11 protein-coding genes are annotated in these 20,275 nt (G+C 43.9%); 4 read left to right on the top strand and 7 right to left on the bottom strand.

The features are described 5' to 3' along the window. Positions 1-4 precede the first annotated feature (4 nt). Complete coding sequence (locus HMPREF9007_RS11640; RefSeq protein WP_032850421.1) at positions 5-1,759, top strand: RagB/SusD family nutrient uptake outer membrane protein; 1,755 nt, start codon at positions 5-7, stop codon at positions 1,757-1,759. A 932-nt stretch (positions 1,760-2,691) separates the two neighbouring features. Here HMPREF9007_RS11640 and HMPREF9007_RS11645 read toward each other — a convergent pair. The 7 genes from HMPREF9007_RS11645 to HMPREF9007_RS11675 all read right to left on the bottom strand — a co-directional run bounded on the left by HMPREF9007_RS11645 (position 2,692) and on the right by HMPREF9007_RS11675 (position 11,637). Continuing rightward, positions 2,692-4,221, bottom strand: a complete 1,530-nt coding sequence (locus tag HMPREF9007_RS11645; protein WP_008761806.1) for a mobilization protein — start codon at positions 4,219-4,221, stop codon at positions 2,692-2,694. A 351-nt stretch (positions 4,222-4,572) separates the two neighbouring features. Next, a complete protein-coding gene (locus HMPREF9007_RS11650; RefSeq protein WP_277754674.1) occupies positions 4,573-5,409 on the bottom strand; it encodes a toprim domain-containing protein in 837 nt (278 codons plus the stop codon). A 172-nt stretch (positions 5,410-5,581) separates the two neighbouring features. Then, positions 5,582-6,775, bottom strand: a complete 1,194-nt coding sequence (locus tag HMPREF9007_RS11655; RefSeq protein WP_032850463.1) for a primase-helicase family protein — start codon at positions 6,773-6,775, stop codon at positions 5,582-5,584. Between the two features lie 16 nt (positions 6,776-6,791). Then, positions 6,792-7,097, bottom strand: a complete 306-nt coding sequence (locus HMPREF9007_RS11660; RefSeq protein ID WP_008761803.1) for a helix-turn-helix domain-containing protein — start codon at positions 7,095-7,097, stop codon at positions 6,792-6,794. 141 nt (positions 7,098-7,238) lie between these two features. After that, positions 7,239-8,636 (bottom strand): DUF6043 family protein, encoded by a 1,398-nt coding sequence (locus tag HMPREF9007_RS11665; RefSeq protein ID WP_277754673.1) that lies wholly within the window; start codon positions 8,634-8,636, stop codon positions 7,239-7,241. A 32-nt stretch (positions 8,637-8,668) separates the two neighbouring features. Continuing rightward, positions 8,669-9,961 (bottom strand): ATP-binding protein, encoded by a 1,293-nt coding sequence (locus HMPREF9007_RS11670; protein WP_032850419.1) that lies wholly within the window; start codon positions 9,959-9,961, stop codon positions 8,669-8,671. A 176-nt stretch (positions 9,962-10,137) separates the two neighbouring features. Further along, on the bottom strand, positions 10,138-11,637 hold the full coding sequence (locus HMPREF9007_RS11675) for a phage integrase SAM-like domain-containing protein (RefSeq protein ID WP_008761800.1): 1,500 nt from the start codon (positions 11,635-11,637) through the stop codon (positions 10,138-10,140). Positions 11,638-12,824: 1,187 nt separating this feature from the next. Here HMPREF9007_RS11675 and HMPREF9007_RS11680 point away from each other — a divergent pair. The 3 genes from HMPREF9007_RS11680 (at position 12,825) to HMPREF9007_RS11690 (ending at position 20,065) form a co-directional block, all read left to right on the top strand. Continuing rightward, entirely contained in the window at positions 12,825-14,180 is a 1,356-nt protein-coding gene (locus tag HMPREF9007_RS11680; RefSeq protein ID WP_008761799.1) for an SWIM zinc finger family protein, read from the top strand. Next, positions 14,168-17,014: a DUF6493 family protein gene (locus tag HMPREF9007_RS11685; protein ID WP_008761798.1), complete on the top strand. Its 2,847-nt coding sequence runs from the start codon at positions 14,168-14,170 to the stop codon at positions 17,012-17,014. Before HMPREF9007_RS11680 ends, HMPREF9007_RS11685 begins: the two co-directional genes overlap by 13 nt. A gap of 147 nt (positions 17,015-17,161) precedes the next feature. Further along, positions 17,162-20,065, top strand: coding sequence for a DUF6493 family protein (locus tag HMPREF9007_RS11690; RefSeq protein ID WP_008761797.1), 2,904 nt, complete (start codon positions 17,162-17,164; stop codon positions 20,063-20,065). Positions 20,066-20,275: the final 210 nt, after the last annotated feature.

The following is a 20,275-nucleotide window of genomic DNA, read 5'->3' as shown; positions in this document are numbered from 1 at the left end:
TACTATGAAACTGAAATACTTATTCCTATCCGGCTTGCTGGGGTTCACCGCTTGTGACGATGTCATCAACTTGAAACCGCTTGACAGTTTTACAGATGAGTCCTATTGGACATCGGTGGATGACCTCCGCGGCTATGCCAACCGCTTTTATGGCAACTTGAGTTCGCCCAGTTCGAGTGGCGACTCGCAGAGCGATAACCGAGTGCCCAGCAGCTACGATGCTTGGTTGTACAATGAATATGTAGTGGACCAAGCCGGTGACTGGAACTGGACCAACGTACGCAATCTGAACTTCTTCATGGCTCGCTACCAGCGTGTGTCGGGTACCGAAGCCGACATCAATGCTCAGGTGGCTGTAATCCGCTTCTTCCGTGCACTCGATTATTTCGGAAAAATCAAATCCTATGGTGATGTGCCCTGGTATGAGAGAGACCTGAGCGATACCGACGAAGAAGAACTTTTCAAGCCACGCGACAGCCGTGACTTAGTGTTGGGCAAAGTAATTGAGGACCTGGAATTCGCTATCCAGTGGCTACCTGAAAAGAACGCCGCTGTCGAAGGTGCCCTCCACAAAGATGCCGCCCGCACCGAGCTGAGCCGCGTCTGCCTATACTACGGTACCTTCAAAAAGTATCATAACGTAGGCGGCACCCCATCAAGCCAGGAACTGCTGCAGAAGGCAGCCGCCAACGCACTGGCAGTGATGACCACCGGCCGTTACGAAATCGTAAAGGGAGCCGACGCAGGCTGCGGGCAGAAAGCCTTTGCTGACTATCCCCTCTACTACCAGAACCAGTTCGTACAGGAAGACCTCAGCGCCAACAAGGAAGCCATCCTCTACCGCTCATATGTAGACGGTACGCTGATGCACGGCTTGGGACGTAATCAGGGCATGGGCTTCTCGAAGGACTTTGCCGAATCCTTCCTCTGTAAGGATGGCAAGCCCATCGCTATCAGCCCCTTATATGAAGGCGACGAGACCCTCGACCAGGAGATGATAGGTCGCGACCCGCGTATGTACAACATGATTGACAATGTACACCGGCCCTTCACCATCCAGCTCGACGGTACCGTAGAAGTCAACGAGAGTGTGAATGACCCCACTGCATCAGCTCCCAATGTGTCGGCCTCTGGAAGTGTGACTGGCTATGCCAACGTGAAGTATTCATCGGCCGATCCCACCCAGTGGGTAGCCAACGCCTCTACGTTCGACTGGTTCGTCTATCGCTATGCCGAAGTGCTGCTCAATTATGCTGAAGCTAAGTATGAACTAGGAGAGATGACTCAGGACGTGCTCGACCAGACCATTAACCAGCTGCGCGACCGTGTGGAGATGCCTCACCTCACTATGGAAGTGGGCTTCACCGACCCCAACTGGCCCGACTATGGCTATAGCGTAGCCCCACTGCTACATGAGATTCGCCGCGAACGCCGCATCGAGTTAGCTGCCGAAGGCTTCCGTTATGACGACCTCATCCGCTGGAAGGGCGTGAAGCTGCTCTCCAATCCCAAGACCGTATTGGGTATGCGCGTTACTGACAAGGTGAAAGCACTCTATGTAGACGGCACCTTCGGTGGCGAGACAGGCCGTGACATGGTGGAATACGAGGGCAAGACCTATGTGCGCCCGTATAAGAAAGACTTGCACGATGCCGGTCGCGTATGGAGCGACAACGACAAGCGCTTCCTGAATCCTATTTCAAAGAATGTGATGCTGATTAACCCAAATATTACTCAGAACCCGGGATGGGGAGAATGACGTAATGAAACATACTGTGATTTTTTAAGAACAATGAGAACAGGGTGGAAGCGTTCGCCCTAATTTAGAAAAGAAACTGCATAAAGTGAAATGATACCGTGAGATATCAAAGTAACTTTTTGCAGTTTCTTTTTCTGTTCAAAATACAGGTACAGACTTTCCACATACCCACAGGGGCAGTCATTATTCTTGGGGATTTAACATATCAATCAAACACCTGTCTCCTGATGTTGTCTCCTTCGGTTTTCGACCTCTGCATACGTCTTTGAGCTCCCTAAGCCGTTTCATTAGCCGGAACAAGCGTTTTCATCCTTTTGATTATGCCTGTCTGTTCGTAGGATTACTACAGTCTCCGGCAGCGGACTGTATAGTCCGTTGCAGTGGACCGTACAGTCTGCTACGGTGGACCGTATAGTCCACTGCCGGAGTCTGTAATAATCTTCCGTTTAAAAGACCTTGGCCGACCCTATGGAACAGCTTATTCTTCCCTTTGTTTGTGATTAAGTCAAAAAGTATGTGGGTATAATATTCGGGAAACATCTGAAGTCTGCAATGCTGAAAACATACATTCTTCCAAAGTATTATAAATCAAGTACGTCGTACGAACACCTGATTGGATACCAGCATTGTAACTCAGAATTCATGCTTATCACCCACAGGGTTTTCAGATTGACCCCCAATTAGGTTATGCATATCAACGATATTATAAGTCATGCCAGGACAAAAAACAATCAATTTCTGAACTCATTGAAGCTAAGAAAACGTTTTTCGTCCTCAAAGTTATAACGTATCCTTTTCTGAAAGTGAAATGAATACGTTAAAGGCAAGTTATAATGTAATTGATAATGCATACGAATCAATAGGAAACTCTATGGACTTGTTAAAAATCTTTATAGATGCATATAACAAATCATTGTAACTATTGCCAAAAATCATCTCTGTATTTTTTGTTGCGTTCGTTCGATTTTCCAATCATACGCCCCATTAGCGACATCAGCAACCTCTTTGCAGGTTTGCCGATGTTTCAGTTTGTCAAACGGCTGTCGGTCATTAGCATAGTCACATAGCCATGTACCAATAGTCTGATGCTGCTCTTTGGTCTCGCCATAATTCTGCATCACACTCTTGATGTCGGCAGCTTCATCATTGCCAAAGATGGACTTGAATTTGTCCGTACCATAGTGAACTATTGCATCAATGGCACGCTTGAACACCTCGCTGGAAGCATAGAGCATATCGGCAAGGATAGCCAAAACCTGCTTGCGTAAATTCAGCTCACCCTGTAATCGCTTAATGGTCTTGTCTTTCTCCGCATTGGCAAGCCTGACCGCATTATTGATATGCAGTTGCACATTCTCGTTTTGGCTATTAAGCTTCTTGATAGCCCTGTCGCGTTCTGTGGCAAGAGACCGACTTTGCGCTATGGCATTATCACGTTCCGCTTCGGCTTTCTGCTTTTCAGAAGCCAGTACCTTTGTCTGCTTCTCCACCTCCTTGATGACAGTAGGCTTGAATGCCTTTTTAAGACAATCATATTCCTGTGCAAGCTGCTTATACTTCTTTTCAAGGGTGGCTGCCTTGCCAATACCGACCAGACTGCCAACACTATCCAAAATACCGTCCACAGTGTTCTTACGGATTTCATCACGTTTTTTCTGCTTGTCGGCTATCTCGTTGTCAAGAGCCGCACTCCGTTTAGCCTTAGCCTTGTTTTCAACCTCCAAAGAATTGCGCTCGGCTTCGGCTTCCTCTTTGGCACAAAGAGCGGCTTTCTTTTCCGCTTTGGCTTGTTCCGCTTCCTGCTTCTGCTTGGCTATGATGAAGTCCGTTCGCTCCAAATGCGTCTTGCCTGTAAGCTCTTTTGAGATGCCCCTTTCCATTTCCAAGCACTCAGCCAAAAGCGTCTGCATCTCACTCATGGCTTTCACGTTCAGTTTACAGGACTTGCCTGTTTCGTGGTTCATCCAATCCCATACGATATGGGCATGAAGATTGGGCTTCCAAGTGGCAGGGTCTTGTGGGTTGCTGTAATGCCCCTCATCACGGTGGATGAACACTTGCAGGGGTGTGATGCCCCAACGCTCTTTACACACCTCACAGAAATGCTGCAACTGTTCCATTGAGGTGCTTTCATTGATTACGACCACACCCTCTTTGAGAGGAGTGCTGCCACGCACGATGGTCACCTTACCAGTCTTCTTGTTCACCTTCTCACGCTCTTTGGTCTGCATCGCCCGACCAGTCTTTTCCTTGACCATTCGGGCAATCTGATTGTAGCGGTCAGTTAATGAACTGTTGCCCAATTCAGGTGCTACCCATGCTTCGTTTGAAGCCATGAGGTCGGTGCGGATATAGAGCCTTTCTTTATTGATATGGGCAAGGTATTCAGCTTTCCGCTTGTTATGTTCTTCACTGCTGCCTGTATTGCAAGGCTTAATGTTGATAGATGTCTTTTGTGCCATAGGGGTTGATTTATTATGCTGTTGTTTACCAATATCGAGTAATTAGGGCAGAGTCCTAATCGGAGGGTGCAGGGAGAAGGTCACTTCCTGCTCGGGGTTCTCAGGGGTGGAAGCCACTGAGCGGAGTTTCCAAAGAGAGGGTCACTCTTTGGGCGGGTTGCATAGGGCTGACAGTCCTTGCCGGGTTCTTAGGGCAGCGTCCTAAGTGGGACGGGGCAACGCCCAGCCCCTCGGGAGAGCCCACAACTACGAAAGCGAAGCGTGTAGTTATAGTGGGCTATATCAGGGCAAGCCCTGTCATTCACGCACCTAAGCCTCTGTCACTAACTGCAGAGCAGGTTCTTTTTTCCCTTATGTTAGTTTGCTCATTAAATATTCATTGAAGTCTTTATATCCATCATATTCCTTTGCCGCATCGGTACACCTGTTGCCCAATGCCGTTACTATCTGTTGAGTCCCCATCTGTCCGGCTTTGTCATTATCCAGATGGCAGTATATATCTGAATAGCCATTAAGGACGAACAGGGCATGTGGGATGTTTACGATAGAGTTGAGCACCACTGCATCGCATTTGCCATAAAGAGTGAGATAGGAAAGGTAGTCGATGAACCCTTCAAATACGTGACACTTTGCTTCGTGGTTTATTATGGTGGTTATTGCTTTCGGGGCTATACAGCCTTTGAAGTATGGGTTACGTAGTTCGTAGCCACCAGCATCATTCCTGAATCCAATGGCAAAATAGTTCTTGCCACAACTTTTGTAGTGTATTTCCAAGCACTGACTTTTGGCCATAACCGAATCAATCCCTCTTGATAAAAGGTAATTCAGTAGAGCAGGATGCGCCAGTTCTTTTACTTCAACATCCTTAAATGGAGTTGTCTCACTGGAACTAACTAATTTGACAGGTGGTGCTGGCATGATAATTGAATGGTTCATTCTGTGCAATACTTCTGAAATGTTTTGCGTGTGAAACAGAGCCATAGCCAAATCAATGATGTTGCCTCCCTTGCCCAATCCGAAATCGTACCACAAGTTTTTGTTCAAATCAACTTTGAATGAAGCGGTTTGTTCAGTATGCAGTGGCGACAAGTACCACCACTTATATCCTTTCTTATTGATAGGCTTATATCCTTTGTCTGCGAGGAAGTCGGATATTTGGATTGTCTTTACTTCTTGTATAGTCATCATACGAGATTGAATTGTTGAAATGTTGAGTTGTTGAGAGAAATGGCTGGTGAAAAGAAAAATAGCTTTCTCTTTTGCCCAGTTATGCCTTTTGTTGAGATGTTGTTGAATTGTATTTGTTTGAATATCAAAGATTAATTTATTATTCTCAACAATTCAACGAATCAACATAAGGTTACATTCCTAAAGAATCTATGAAATCTTTGGTCACCGTATAGAAACGCCCAACCCTGTTGATAGATGAAACTCGTCCCGGTTTACTATAATCGCACTGGTAAGTGAGATATGTAAGCGCATTGTGTGCCGGAACAAGCCGCCAGACATCTTTAACCACTTTTCGTATTTGCCATTGCTCCACCTTAACACCGTTCATTGTCAATAGAGGAATCAAATCTTGGGGAATAAAAGAAAACTTGTCCACATGCTGCGTTTCCATAATATCGCGTATCAGTTCCACCATGTCCAACTCCGTATGATTGCGGTTACACTGAATGATGCGGTCAAGAGCTTCAGTCCTAATGAGAGCAGGGTTGAACCACATACGCCCTTCCTTGATGGTGGATAGGGGACGATGCTGTAAATGGTAGAGGAATGCCGGTATCTGTTCTTTGAGTTTCAGCAAGAAATTGGTGTCATCACTTTCGAGCGGACGGATTTTGCGTACCCAATAGCGATTTTCTCCCGGATCTATGATAACGGGATAGAGTTCGTTATTGGAACAGAGTACGAATTTGGCAAAGAAGTTCACCTCCTGTCTGTCTTTTCCTTTTGCTTCCACTTTGTAAGTTTGGGCAGTGCTGAGATTTTTCAATCGTTCGGAGTCTTCCCTACGGCTCAGTAGTACTTCATCTACAACAATAAGAAGTTTACCTGCCCAATCTGCATTAAATTGGCTTCTAAAATCTTCATTTGTATTAAAGGTGGCATTATCCTGAAAGATACTTTTGAGGAAATTCAGAAATGTTGTCTTGCCTGTATTACGCTCCTCTGATACCAATAGGAGTATGGGCAGTTTTTGTGTGGGCTGCGTATAGAGTAATTGCATATAGTCCAGCCCTAATTCGTATTGCTCCTCAAAGATGTGATGCAGCAATTTCTCAATATCGGGGAAATCACCTTCTTCCGGGACGTGGTCGATTGGTTCATAGAGGTTATAGAAGCCAGCGATTTCCTTTTGATAGTTAGTATGGCTCGGCACCGTACAAAAGCCATTATACTTTATGATAGGCGGAATGTTGTCTTTGCCGTAGTCTTGCCGGATTGTACCAAAGCTCCATTGTATTCGTCGAATGACCGTTGTACCATCGGCCAAAGGCTGCTGCACTACCTTATATATAGTGGTGCCTACCCGAATGTATAATTCTTCCATATTATTTCTCTTGGGATTATACATTCAATTCACTACAACCGTGACCCTGTACTTTCGATTTCACAAGCAAGGTAATCTCCCTCTTTGAGTAAAGGTTACGCCCACCTAATTTGCGAACAATGATAATGCCCTCTTTCTGCATACGCCACAAAGTGGTGTAGGTGATGTGAAGACATTCACATACTTGGTCGCGCGTATAGTATTCGTCACTCTCTTCTGATGTTAAATCGGGTTGGGGCTTCTTTCCTACCAACTCTTCTACCAATTCGGAAACAATCTGCTTGAGATCATCCTTCTGTAACATGATAAAATTTCCTTGCATAATATGTTGTTTAAATGATTATGCTGCGAAATTACTATGGAATACAAAGAAAACACCTCGGTAAAAATCGTGTCGATTTCTGCCGAGGTGCTTTTAACGGAACAGCGTTTCTTTTTAACTAATCAAGCGTTTATGATGGAATCAATATACATCAGGGGAAAGCAAAGTGTGTAGTCTTATGCCTATCAACTTTGCTTGTTTCTTTCCTGATTGAATAGCTCTTTCTGATAAGTTCAAATTATAATCATAGCCACGTTCATTGATAATAGCATTATAAAGGGCTTCTGCCCAATCAAAACCCGATTTGAATCCAAGAGACGGAAACTTCTCCAAAATGGCAGTATGGAAAGTTCGGTAATTATAAGAGTCATTAAGCAAGCCACCATTAGCCAACGCAGCAAAGATATAGGCAAGAACGGAATCTGTACCATTTGTTTCCATCCATTCGGTAAGTATTATCTGTATCTCATTGGCGAGAAGTTCCGCATGAGGTTGTATAAGCATTTCTTCGAGCAGGACACAGGCTTGCTTGCGTCCACGCCGACCTTTGGATTCTTGCAAGGTGGAGCTGACCACTTCTTTTGCCATACCATTTTTACCCATAGACTTCCATGCGCCTTTGGTATAAGCCGCTTTGTCAAGGCTGGTAAGCATTAAAGACCTTACGAATTGTCCTCCAAAGCCTTTCTGCCAGACGGAGGAGTTCTCATCCATCATTGTTTTAGAAAGTAAATCTGCCACTTTAACAAAACCATCGTCAAATATCATCCAGTAGAACGCACTGCACATGAAAGGATTGTTATGCAGTAACCTCTGTTTTGTAGCCTCTTGATTAAATGTAGAATCGAACAAGGCTGTCAGTTTCTCATGGACTTGCTGATGGTTGCTTGCGAATTGGGCTTTATTGTAGCTCTCTGTTCCGGGGCAAAGACTTTCAAGCAATTCTGCAATGCCTTTAATTCCATTGAGTGATAACATCTCTGTCAAGTAGGAAATACCTTTAAGGAAGAAAGTCATATCACCTTCGTATGCTTTGGCAAAAAGATTTGTGAAATCTTGATATTCTTCGGGATGGTCATAGTGCCAGCGGCGCAAACTCAGCAAATTCAAATCCTTGTTGACCGTCTCCTGAGTTTCACGTTTCTTGTCCTCTAAATAGGCATGGATGCCATCTTTGATGTATTTTGCATCCTCAGATTGCTCAAAGTTGGTCATGGCATTTTCTATTTCCTCAACCCCATTATCCAGTTCCAAATAGCAGTACAGACAACAAGCGGACACATTTCCATCTTTTATGGCATAAGAGAATCTATCAATCATCTTATTGACAGCATCTTCTTCCGTGGTCATAGCCTCCATGATTATACTTTGGAGTGTGGCTGTTTCCTCATCAGTCAGTTCACTGTGATTATCGCATAACGGGTTCTTTAGGACTGATTGAATTTTGCTCTTAAAGTCTGAATAGATTTCCCGATTCGCTTCAAACCATTCTTGCATTGCTGATTGACTGGGATAGTCATCATGGTGAAGTTCCTTCATATCATCGTCCATATAAATAATATGTTGATTGGTTAATCCTTGAGACATGCCAACGGAATGACCTTTACTCCATCAGGACGAGTGTATGCCATGCTTCCACCAGTCATAACAATAAGCAAATCGGGTTCCCGAAGAGGTACTTGTTTTTCCGTTTTGTTGTGTTCCTGTATGAGCCTTTTGAGTTCGAGTAAGTGTTTCGCTCCTTCGTCAATTTCGCTACTACCAAGTTTACACTCTATTAAAGCAAATCGTCCATCTTCTAGATGTAACACTATATCCGCTTCCAAATCGTATCGGTCATGGTAGTAAGATACATGACTATTTAAATCAATGGTGTACGCCTTTAGGTCACGAATACACATCTGCTCAAAGATAAATCCAAACGTCCTAAGCTGCATACTTAATGCCTCTGGAGATAATCCTAAAAGAGCAATCGGAATAGAGGGGTCACAGAAGCATCGTTTTACACTACTTCTGATAGCGGTCTTACTTCTTATGGCAGGACACCATGCACTTATGTTCTGGATAACAAACAGTTTTTCCAAAGCTGCAACATAGTCATCAAATGTATCTACGTGGCAACTTACTTCGCCGGACGAGGTTACATCATCCAAAAGAGACTTTTTCTTAACCAATGTCGAAACATTTCTGGCATACGCCCGAAGTATCATACTTGTCAGTTTGGCATCCCTTTTCCTGCCATCAATACCGGAAATATCGTCAGAACAAATGGTTTGGACATAGTTCTTTGCCACAAGTAATTGAGCTTTTGGGGTACGAGCCAACAAAGAAGCTGGCCATCCACCCCGTGATGCAGCAAAGATTAGGTCTTCAACGGTCATCTTGGACATTTTACCGTCAATATCATAATCAGGATTGTTGAAAAGTTCTTTCAATGAAACTTCACCCGTAGATTCTTGCGACTCCCACAAACTCATAGGCAACATACGCAATCGAGCAATACGCCCTGCACCGGAATGATGTATTTGAGATTTATCAACGGCATTGGAGCCAGTGAGTATAAATTGTCCAGGGATTTGGCGGTCATCAACAGTTGTTCGTATCGCATCCCACAACATTGGAGCATCTTGCCACTCATCAATAAGACGGGGTGTATTTCCTTTTAACAAAATGGACGGCTTAGTTTTAGCAGTGGCTAAATACTCCTCACGCATACTTGGGTCTTGCATTCTCAAAATGCTATTGGCAAGTTGAGATGCCGTAGTGGTTTTACCACACCATTTGGGACCTTCTATCAATACTGCCCCAAATGCATCTAGTAAGTCTTGCAGCAGGGCATCGGCAGTTCTTTTATAATAACTCATATAATACACTTTTTCAATGGCAAAGATACACATTTTCTGCGAATTATATTTCTAATTCGTGTTTTTTGTGGTAATTCAATCTTTTTTTTTGCGGCATTTCATTCAGTATTTTTGTGGTGTTTTATTCTGCGTTTTTGCGGTAATTCATTTGGTATTCTTGCGGTAAACAACTATAATTAGTCAGACAGATTAGCTATCAACTCCAGCCGCTCCTCCTCACTCAAACCTTTTAGCATCTCAAGCAGAGCTTTCTTATCAACAACCTGAGTAGCCTCCTTGGGCTTCTCATTGAGTAGATAATGATTATACTCCAGCATCTTTGCAAGAGGATAAGCACCGATATAATTGGAAGTAATGTCACCACCACCGCTATGTCCCATGCTATCGCTTATGTATTTATAAGGTACAACTCCCGAATTATTAAGGTTGGTGGCAAAGCTATGCCTTGCCCAAGTCGGTGATGGCATTTGCTCCATTTCCAACAACTTGGCAACTTTAGCCATGTGTTCACGTATATATCTATTGTAGCGTTGAATAACCCATATTTCTTGCTCAGGCGAAAGAAGCTCATTCATTATGGGAAATACTCGCCTTCCGAGTTTAGGGACATTACCGTATCGGTTAAGTATCTCCTGAATTTCAGGGGTAACGGGAAATATCACTTCGCTGGCACTCTCGTTTCGCTCACGAGTCTTGTGCCGAAGAAAGCGCAGTTGTTTGCCATGAGTGGCATAGTATAGTTCGTCATAAGTAAGTCGGAGAGTATCGGCAAGGTTCTGTCCATCGCCTAAATACATAAAGAGGAATAATCCAAGGTCGCGAAATATGGCATGTTTCTCTCGCCCAAGAAACAACTCGTTTCCGTCCTTGTCTTTTGCCTCGCCTGCTTTCCAAAAGTCATAAAGTTTACGCATGGTAGCCACATCAAGAAACTCATGCTTGCGACTTTGGGCTTTATTGTAACCAGTATCTTTGAACATTTCCTTTGTATCTCCTTTCATCAAACCATTGGAAATACACATATTGATAATGGTTCTTAGGCTACGAAGCGCGATGGCAATAGTGGTGGTACTCAGTTCGTTCTTTTTCATGATTCTTACCCACTTCATGATAAACTCCCTGTTAATATCAGCAAAGGATACGTCTGTTCCCAAGTCCTTTACAAAGCGGTTGCGCACATCCTTGCTACAACGAGCTGAACCAGCTTTGCCCTCATTGGTCTTAGATTGGATATATGAATCCCACACCGTAATAATGGTGCTGTCGTCATCCCTTCTGCCTTGAAATCTGTCTTGTAGTTTACGAAGAGAGAAGTTGTTTTCTGAAATAAGCTGATTGGCTATAAGCTCCACTCTATCCATCAGATTCTTCATGTCGTTTCTCTCTGTCAATTGAATACGACGACCACTTTTCTCATAATCGCAGAGAGCCAACCATTCTTCCATTGTATATGTTTTGCCCAAACGAAGAAAAACTTTCTGCCCGGCATGACATACACGCACAGCAACAGGAAGCGGTTGCGAGTAATCTCCTGCTTTTCGTATGTCAAGAGTCAACGAACCATACACATTGCCATTTGCAGCGGTAAACTTTGCAAGGCATTTTTCACCTCTTGAAGTGGTCTTTAGCTCCTTATTTGCTTTTTGGGTGACCTTAATAGTGTTTTCTTCCTTCATAATGCATTAATTTACAAGTGAGATTTTCTGTGATTTGGTGACCTTCAGGTGACCTTTTCGCACGAAAACTATTGCAAATATATGTATTTCCCTGCAAACTGCAAAATTCAATATCCACTGATTATCAATACGTTTACATTCCATGTAATTATATAAAACATCTCACAAAAAGACTCATAATCTGGAGGTCCCTGGTTCAAGCCCAGGCTGGTCCACAAAAAAAGGTTGTAACACAAGTTGTTACAACCTTTTTTTATATCCGACATCGGAACCGAATCTATTGCTTCCTCTAATTTTCGCCTCCTTTCAGAGAATTTATTCCATGCCAAAGTATATGAGAATATACTAGTTCCCACAAAATTATGATTTTAAAGATACGGAAGAGGTAAATAAAACGGGCATCATTAAAGAAACCCTAGATAGGGACTGACTAAAAAGTCAATAGTATCATCAATTTTTGGGGGGCTAAAAAAGCAATAGTATCTCCAATTCCCCTCCCTTCGGGAAGGAGGGGTGGCTGAAAGCCGAAGTGGTAGGCAAAACAAGGTTGTATCTATTTTACTATGAATGAAAGAATTGCGTATTCACCTACCACCTCCCCCTGCGGGTACTCCTCCTTCCCGAAGGAGGAGATTTAAGATACTACCGACTTTTTAGTCAGCCCCCAAAAAAATCCCATTTTGAAAACCACTCTTGGCACCAAAATGGGATAACACAAACAAAACAAACAATATTGGAGCGATTTTCACAAACAGCTTCCTTTTCTTAATCTATATTTCATAACACTTATTAGTTCTCTCTAATGTGAAAGTAATATTTCACCGCAAAAATATTATTTCTCCATTACATATAAAAAATCTATATAATTGTAGTTATAAAAAATAATTTATTTAGATATAAAGATCTATCTAAAACTATTAAGAATAATTTTTAATAATCAAATAACTCTTTATTTATCAGCAATATACAATAAACAATCATTTATACTGAAACAAAAAACAATCCATAAAAGCGAACACTGACTTTCGCATTCAAAACGCAAAAGCGAAGCAAACAACCTAAAATATTTCACTTTATAAAATCACAATCCCAGCATCACAAACAGAGTAAACTACTCAACAAGTTTCCATTCTGAGATTTAATTTCTATATTTGGGAAATGTCCAACAAGCACTTATATATTTATCTATGACCGATACTATTTCATATCAATACGCTGCTCCGTCTGTGTTACAACGTTCGTCTGATCAGGACGAATTATTTCTGGCAAAATACAGTGAAATAGAAAAGAAAGAAGCTCCCTGTTTCTTTTGGGGGAAGTTGACACAACCTTATATGACGGCACGCTGCCTCATTGCGTTGTCCAACGTAGTACAATCCAGTTTTAATCTGACTCCTGCCCAGCTTTCCATGCTGAAAGACCCGATTGTAACGGCAGGAAATGAACGTTTACGCTTCGAAGGATTTTCGAATTGTGCAGGCGTATATGCCAGAGTCGACGTACTGCCCGATGGACACGACGGAGAGTTTCTGGAGAACGGAACAACGAATGTTGACTTCAATGCCGGTATGATTTCTGCATTGGGAAGCATCAGCAAACAAGAAAAAGTAGTGATGTCAGTCGGACCTAAGAAGGTAGGGCTTTACAATAAAGGTGAAAAAGTAATAGAACGCAAAGTACCGCTGCCCGTAAAATGGATAAAGGGGCTGACCACGGTACAGATTTACCAGTCTGTTGCCGAACGGATGTATTCTTTCAATCGCATACAGACTTTGCAACTCTTTCAGACACTCCCCAAAGGAACCGTGAAATGTGACTATTATTTGGTGATGCGCGGACAAAAACCGGCCTTTTCACCGGTGAAAAGTCTGAATGCCGTTTGTATCGGAGGAGTACATCGTCTGCGCCTGCTCGAACCCCTGTTGCCATTTGCCGACGAGCTGAGAGTCTTTGTTCATCCGACAATGCAATCGACCATCTGGCAACTCTATTTCGGTCCGGTTCGTTTCAGCCTTTCCCTGTCGAGGGAATGTTGGCGCGGATTCTCAGGAGAAGGTGCGGCATTGGACGCTCTGCTTGAAGACGTACCGGAGAAATGGATAGAAGCGATGGATAAATACAGTTACGCCAACCAGCAGTTCAACCCCACTCTTTTCGCTATTGAGGAGCACATTGATCTCGATAAGGTGGATTCTCTGTCTGCACGACTGGCAGCTATGGGGTTACTGGGATTCGACTTGGATGAGAATAGTTTCTTTTATCGTCGCCTGCCTTTTAAGACAGAGCGCATCCTGAGTCTCAATCCGCGTATGATGGCTGCCGAGAAGCTATTGGAAGAAGAGAAAGTGGAAATTATATCAAATGACGGAAACCGGACAGAAGCACGTGTCGCTGGGAGCGGAGGAGTAAGACATACGGTTATTTTGGACAGGGAAAGTGAAAAAGAACGTTGCACCTGTACCTGGTTTAGCGGCAATCAGGGAGAACGGGGAGCCTGCAAACATATTTTGGCAGTAAAGAAACTTGTACAATGGAAGAACTGAAACGCGAGTTGGAGAAATTATCCAAAACTTATGTGGATACTCCGGAGAAAGAAGAAAAGATATTGATACCTTTTATCAAAAGGTTGTTAGAACTTTCAGTGAAAGAACGGAGAAAATTCCTGCCCACCATCCGGGAACTGCAATGGATAAAAGGCAAGTTTAGTGAAACTTTTTGCGATCATCACCGGGCACGCTTTCTGGGTGCCGTACAGTTCGTATGTGGCAACAAACGAGAAATGGACCTGGGATACCACATAGACTTCAACTTACTTTGCAAATTGCTTTCTCTTTATACTCCCAGCTGGCTGGCAGAGTATATAAATGATGCGGAAAGTTACTTGAATTTCAATATATCCTACGAACAGCTCATGCAGCTGATAGATATGGGCTATATGCAAGAACTCTCTCCAAAACGTATCGCACAAATATTGCCCGGTTACATCTGTATCAGATCTTCCCTTCCTAAAGGGAAAGACACTTTTAACAGCGATTTACTGTTAAAAAGAGAAATCACCCTAAAAGAACACATTTGGTATCTTTTCGAACAGGAATCATCCATTGGTTATCATAATGACCGTGCCCAAACAGCCTATAAAGAAGGGACCACCTCACGGGATGAAAGCTTTAGCGCCGCTTTCTATCGTTTCTCGCTCGACGGACATCTGGACAGAAACCGACTTCTGCGAGCGACACTTTCCACCTTCAACCGAAGTTTTAAAAAAGACATGGTAAATTGGTTTGCCGGACTCTTTGAAGAATTGCAGCCAAGGGCGGAAGAACTCATATCCCTGCAAGAGGAAATCATGCAAGTGTTCACCTCTCCATACACCAAACCGGTGAATGTGATGTTACAACAACTAAAAAAGATTGCCTCCGAAGGCGGGTTCCACTATCAGGAGTTTATCGAGCGTGCGACTACTCTTTTCTTTTCCAGCCCCAAAAACTCATTGCTCACTATTTATTCCATTTTTGAGCAGATCGTTACCGGGCACCCCGAAATGAAAGAAGCATGTTGCATCCCACTCTGCCAACTATTCCTGAAGAAAGATGAAAGCCTGCAAAAGAAAGCTGCCAGCTTTATATCAAAATACGGAGACGCATCCTCTTCTACATTGCAAGAGACATTGCTATCTTACCAATCCGAGATGTTCCAGAGCGTACAGGATATACTTGTTTCTTTCATGAAGCAGCCTGCGGAAGAAGCCGGCCTTCCCGAAACAACCTTCCAAGAAAAGGTTCGTATTTGTCGGGAAGACAACCGCATCCCGTTTCCTGCCAATAAAGAGGATTTTCTGTTCCAGCTCAGCCGCCTGTTCGACATGAATGAAAGTTGGGAAACAGACACAGCGATTGCCGCCCTCATCGCCTTCCATCCTCAGTTGGATGAAGAAGATTTCAGCCGGATGGAGCCTGTATTCCAACGGGCAGCCAACATCATTATCAATAGTTGGGCGGTATACGAGAACTTTCTTGCCACTTTCCTGCTGGAATATCAACGTTTATGGACACAAAAAGACACTGCCAACCAAGGATTCCTAAGTAAGCTCTTCACCCGTCTGGAAGAAAGACTTAAAGGGATAGACGCAAACAGAGGAGCCTACGACGAACGTGCTTTCAAGCGTCTTGCAGACTGGCAGCCAACTTACAGCAATAGGACCTGTTTTGAACCTATCAAACAATTGTGGCTGGAAGTAATCCATAAAATCCAAAAAGGCGACTCATTACCTTTACTCTCTACTCCGACACATAGCCCGGCATACATCCAGAGCACCGAACTTATACGACGGCTCGCCGTTTATCAGGAAGCGAATGTAAAGCCTTGTTCATGGGACTTTCAGCTGGCCATAGCACGCTGCGCTTTAGAAGACAAGGAAGAAGCCATTGCTGTCGCCCGACAATTATTAAATAATGAATATCTGCATCTTTGTCTCTTTTTATTAGATAAAGAGACGCAGCCCAAACCACCGTACAATCATCCATCTGCCTGGCTTGCAGCCGGACTGGTGAAAGAGCCGGATACAGAATTTGAAGCATTCAAAAACTTCTCCTGCAACACGCTGCCCCACAATTACCTAACAGGAAATTACGGCTGGAAAGAACCGGCACAGAAAGAAAATCAATATGCAGCAGATACACGTCTGCTCCAGCTCGATTTCTACAAGTGGCATGAGTATGCAGAACACAACAGCCACCAGCTTTGGCAAGAACATCTGGTCATCAACAGCAGATACAATATAGGCGATTCCGACTATATGGAACGTCTGTTCAGCTTCTTCCCCAACCAACCGGAACCACTGGTTGCACAAATCATTAACTGCTACATGGATTTCGGTTCACCGCAGGAAGAGAGCAAACGCAGTGTAGCCAATGCTTTACGTATGTTATTGTCTTTTCACTGTCCGCTTCGGGAGATGAGTTTACTGTTGCTGGGCGGAGGCCTGCTTTTTGTTGACAAAACCGTCCGTTCATACGCTGCGGAGCTATGGGTGGAAGGCATCGCTAACAACAGAATAGACAATCACCGGCTAGGAGAAATAGTAGCACGAATTATCAATATGGGCATTGTTCCGCTAAAACGCTTCACCACAGAAGTGTATGAAAGCATATACAAACGAAGCGCCTTTCACAATCAACAACTGGAAGAGTTACTCACTGTATTGATCGGCGGATTGCCCGACAATCCGGTCACCGGACAAAAACAGTTACTCGAACTCTACGCGGAAGTGCTTCGCATGAACGGTCATTGCGTAACTGACGACAAAGTCCGCGAGCGCCTGGAAATGTGGAAAAAGAATGCTAATCTGAAAAAAGTAGTTACTGCATTAGGCAGGTGATAGGTGATAGGTATCAGGTAATAAGTAATAGGTAATATTGCTTGGTATCAGTTTTTTATCATTTCAGGTGATCTTAATTGATTTAAAGTAGACTAATTTATAAACACGGATATTGTTATCATATATCCTTCAATCAAAATTATAACCATGACTGCACTAGAAACACAGCTTACCGAGATAGTAGAAAAAGAGCAAGGGCAGAAGATCATTCCTTTTCTGCAGAAACTGGCACAGGAGGAGCGGGAGAGCCTCATCCCTTGCCTCAGTCAGTTGGAAGAATACTATAATAAGTTTGTCCAGTTGGAAGAAAGGACATACGGTACGCGTGCCACGTCGGGACAGCATCACATTATTGATCTTGCCGCCCTTGTGATTTTTCCTCTCAAGGAATTTCGCAAACACGAATGGGGGATAAACACAGCGCATCTGAACGAGATAGCCGCATGGCATATTCCCACGTGGCTGGACAGTTATTTCGTTGAAGGTGAAGGTAAGGAGTTCGGCGGTTTTTACAATATGGACTACGAGATATTGATGGACTGGATAGAAAGGGGTATTCTCACCGTTTCCCCCTCTCCGCAGACGATAGCAGGTTATCTGGTTAACTATATCCACACTACCCCCGTATTAGAAAAGCGGGATATTACAATCAACGAGCACATCTGGTATTTGTTTGAATATGACTGCGGGCAAAACTGGCACGCCAATCCGGCCAAAGGATATCCTTATTATACATTCCAACACTTCACCGAGAATGGAAAGTTAGACCGTATGCGTGTACTGAAAGAGTCTTTGCTGGCAATCAACCGGAACTTCAACAAGAACCTGTGCAGCTGGTTTGCCGGTATGTTTACGGCACTCAATCCCAGCGTTGAAGAACAACTGACATTGCAGCCGGAAATGTTTGCCGCACTATCTTCTCCCCATAGCCGTCCAATCAATATCATTCTCGGTCTTCTGAAGAATCTGTGCAGCCATCCCCGGTTCCTGACAGATGATTTTCTGGATCAGACCGCTGTCCTCTTCGCTTCGGACGTAAAAGCTGTCCATCAAAACACGCTGGGAGTTCTCAGCAAACTGGCGAAAGAGAAAAAAGAATATCGTGATACCATCTGTTGCGCTGCCGCACAAGGGTTGATGAGTCGCGACGAATCTACTCAGAACAAGATAGTGAAACTGATTCAAACATTTGGAGAAACAGAGTCGCCCACATTGAAAGAAGCACTCTCTGCTTATGCAGAAACAATGCTGACCAGCACTAAAAAAGAGTTGGCAGCTTATCTGAAAGACAATGTTTCAGATGCTTTATCTACCGATAAAGTCTTGCTGACTACTCTTGACGAGCAGGCAAATGTCGCCTCCTTCGACTATGAACCGATGCCACCCATCCTTCGGGAAGACAACCGGATACAGGAAATTACTTCCATCGAAGACCTGATATTTCTGGCCAGCCAAATACTAGATTCCAATGAGCTATACCACTTCGACCTTTTCCTGAATGCGTTGGTAGAATGGAATGAGCAACTGGAAGCGAAACATATCAGCCAATGGACACCTGTTCTTCAACGTGCCTATAAGTTACTTATCAATGGCGGAAGTTCACGCAACGGAATATCGGATTCTATGATGGCAACGTTCCTTATCGACTATGCAAAACTATTAATCAAGCGTTTCCCCATAGAAGCAAAAGAACTGAGCACCCTGCACGAGAAAATGGTGCAGAAAGACGAACTTCAGAAAGGTCAGTGGAGATATCGCAATCTGCAGAAAATAACCATCCGCCAGAAGAGTAATAAAAGAACGGAATTACCTATTCACAAACAATTACTGTGCCGGACATTAGACCTTTTGGAAAGCAACGAGAACCGACTTCCCATGCTATCCACTCCTACGCATACGCCTACATTTATTGACCCCATAGTTCTGATAAAAAGACTCGGACAATATCAGCAGGCCAATGCCGATCCGGACGATATGGATATGCAGATAGCCCTGTCGAGGATGGCATTGAATGACTATCCCTCGCAAGACCTTCCGACTGTCCTTCAGGAATTGGAAGGGGAATACCAAAATTTGTTTTCCTTCTTGATGGGAGCAAAAGATGCAGTTCCACAAGCTCCCTTCGCCCACCCTTCATGGTGGATGACAGCAGGATTGATCAAATCACCGGAGACGGTTTATACTGAATTTAAAGATTTCTCTTATAGCAAAAGCTCACGCGAATTTCTGACGGGAAACTTCTCATGGTGGACTTTCCAAACGCCTCATTCATATACTGATTATCACAACAAAGTGGTCAACTGGACATCTTCAACCCTTAGTTTCAATGTTCCGGAAGGAGAGAACATCCACATCGTCAACAAAGGAAAGTATGATGAGAGAGTGAATTATCACTCGTATGACCCGCATCCGCTACTGGTGGAAATGTATTCACAGATAGAACGTTATGACGATATACAAAACGATCTGCCCCGCCTTGTATGGCTAGCTCCCAATACACCGGAGCCATTGTTTGTATGGTGCATCCGCTGTGCCATTTATGATCCGATGCTAAATGAAGTGAGAGAAGTTGGTATCACCCAAGCCACTATAGAGGCACTTCACCAATTAAGGCACGAATGGCATGAGACCTCTTATCTGCTGGAAGCGAGTTGTATGCTGGTAGCCGACAAGACTTCCCGTTCTTATGCCGCCGGAATATGGACGGACCGTGTCAGCACAGGATGTATAGACAGTGCACGTATCGGCAGGATACTGGGTTCACACCAACGTACCGGATGGGGACCTCTGAAAAGACTTACCGACTTGATACAACAGCAAATGATAAACGTCAGCCCACTGCACAACCGGGAACTGGAGCTGCTGCTTACATCACTGATTGCCGAACTTCCGGAACAGCCTGTCAAGGAACTGAAGAAGCTGCTGGAAATATATTCGGAACTGCTGTCTGTCAATAACAGCAAAGTAACGGATGAACGTATTCTGCAACTACTTGAAATATGGAAGAATACGGCCAATCTGAAAAAAGTAATAGCCAGTATCAACCGCTGAAAATCCGGATAAATCACAGAAGAGGGTGTCAAAAGTCTGACGCAGCATAGGCTCGCCGGTATTCAGACTATATTTGCATATAGGGTATAGTTACTGTTCATGCAGGGCATAGTTACCTAACATACAGGATATATATGTCCAACGTACAGGGGATATATATCCAATACGCAGGGCATATATGTCCAACGCGCAGGATATATAGATCCAACA

This window comes from Bacteroides sp. 1_1_14 (assembly GCF_000162515.1).
Classification (GTDB): domain Bacteria; phylum Bacteroidota; class Bacteroidia; order Bacteroidales; family Bacteroidaceae; genus Bacteroides; species Bacteroides thetaiotaomicron.
The sequence above is the reverse complement of the archived record's forward strand: the minus strand, read 5'-3'. Positions and strand labels throughout refer to the sequence as shown.

What these genes read in the sequence shown, in the direction of transcription:
- HMPREF9007_RS11665 (WP_277754673.1), bottom strand. Translation starts at nt 8,636, where the DNA reads ATGAAGGAACTTCACCATGATGACTATCCCAGTCAATCAGCAATGCAA.
- HMPREF9007_RS11645 (WP_008761806.1), bottom strand. Translation starts at nt 4,221, where the DNA reads ATGGCACAAAAGACATCTATCAACATTAAGCCTTGCAATACAGGCAGC.
- HMPREF9007_RS11655 (WP_032850463.1), bottom strand. Translation starts at nt 6,775, where the DNA reads ATGGAAGAATTATACATTCGGGTAGGCACCACTATATATAAGGTAGTG.
- HMPREF9007_RS11660 (WP_008761803.1), bottom strand. Translation starts at nt 7,097, where the DNA reads ATGCAAGGAAATTTTATCATGTTACAGAAGGATGATCTCAAGCAGATT.
- HMPREF9007_RS11670 (WP_032850419.1), bottom strand. Translation starts at nt 9,961, where the DNA reads ATGAGTTATTATAAAAGAACTGCCGATGCCCTGCTGCAAGACTTACTA.
- HMPREF9007_RS11640 (WP_032850421.1), top strand. Translation starts at nt 5, where the DNA reads ATGAAACTGAAATACTTATTCCTATCCGGCTTGCTGGGGTTCACCGCT.
- HMPREF9007_RS11675 (WP_008761800.1), bottom strand. Translation starts at nt 11,637, where the DNA reads ATGAAGGAAGAAAACACTATTAAGGTCACCCAAAAAGCAAATAAGGAG.
- HMPREF9007_RS11690 (WP_008761797.1), top strand. Translation starts at nt 17,162, where the DNA reads ATGACTGCACTAGAAACACAGCTTACCGAGATAGTAGAAAAAGAGCAA.
- HMPREF9007_RS11685 (WP_008761798.1), top strand. Translation starts at nt 14,168, where the DNA reads ATGGAAGAACTGAAACGCGAGTTGGAGAAATTATCCAAAACTTATGTG.
- HMPREF9007_RS11680 (WP_008761799.1), top strand. Translation starts at nt 12,825, where the DNA reads ATGACCGATACTATTTCATATCAATACGCTGCTCCGTCTGTGTTACAA.
- HMPREF9007_RS11650 (WP_277754674.1), bottom strand. Translation starts at nt 5,409, where the DNA reads ATGATGACTATACAAGAAGTAAAGACAATCCAAATATCCGACTTCCTC.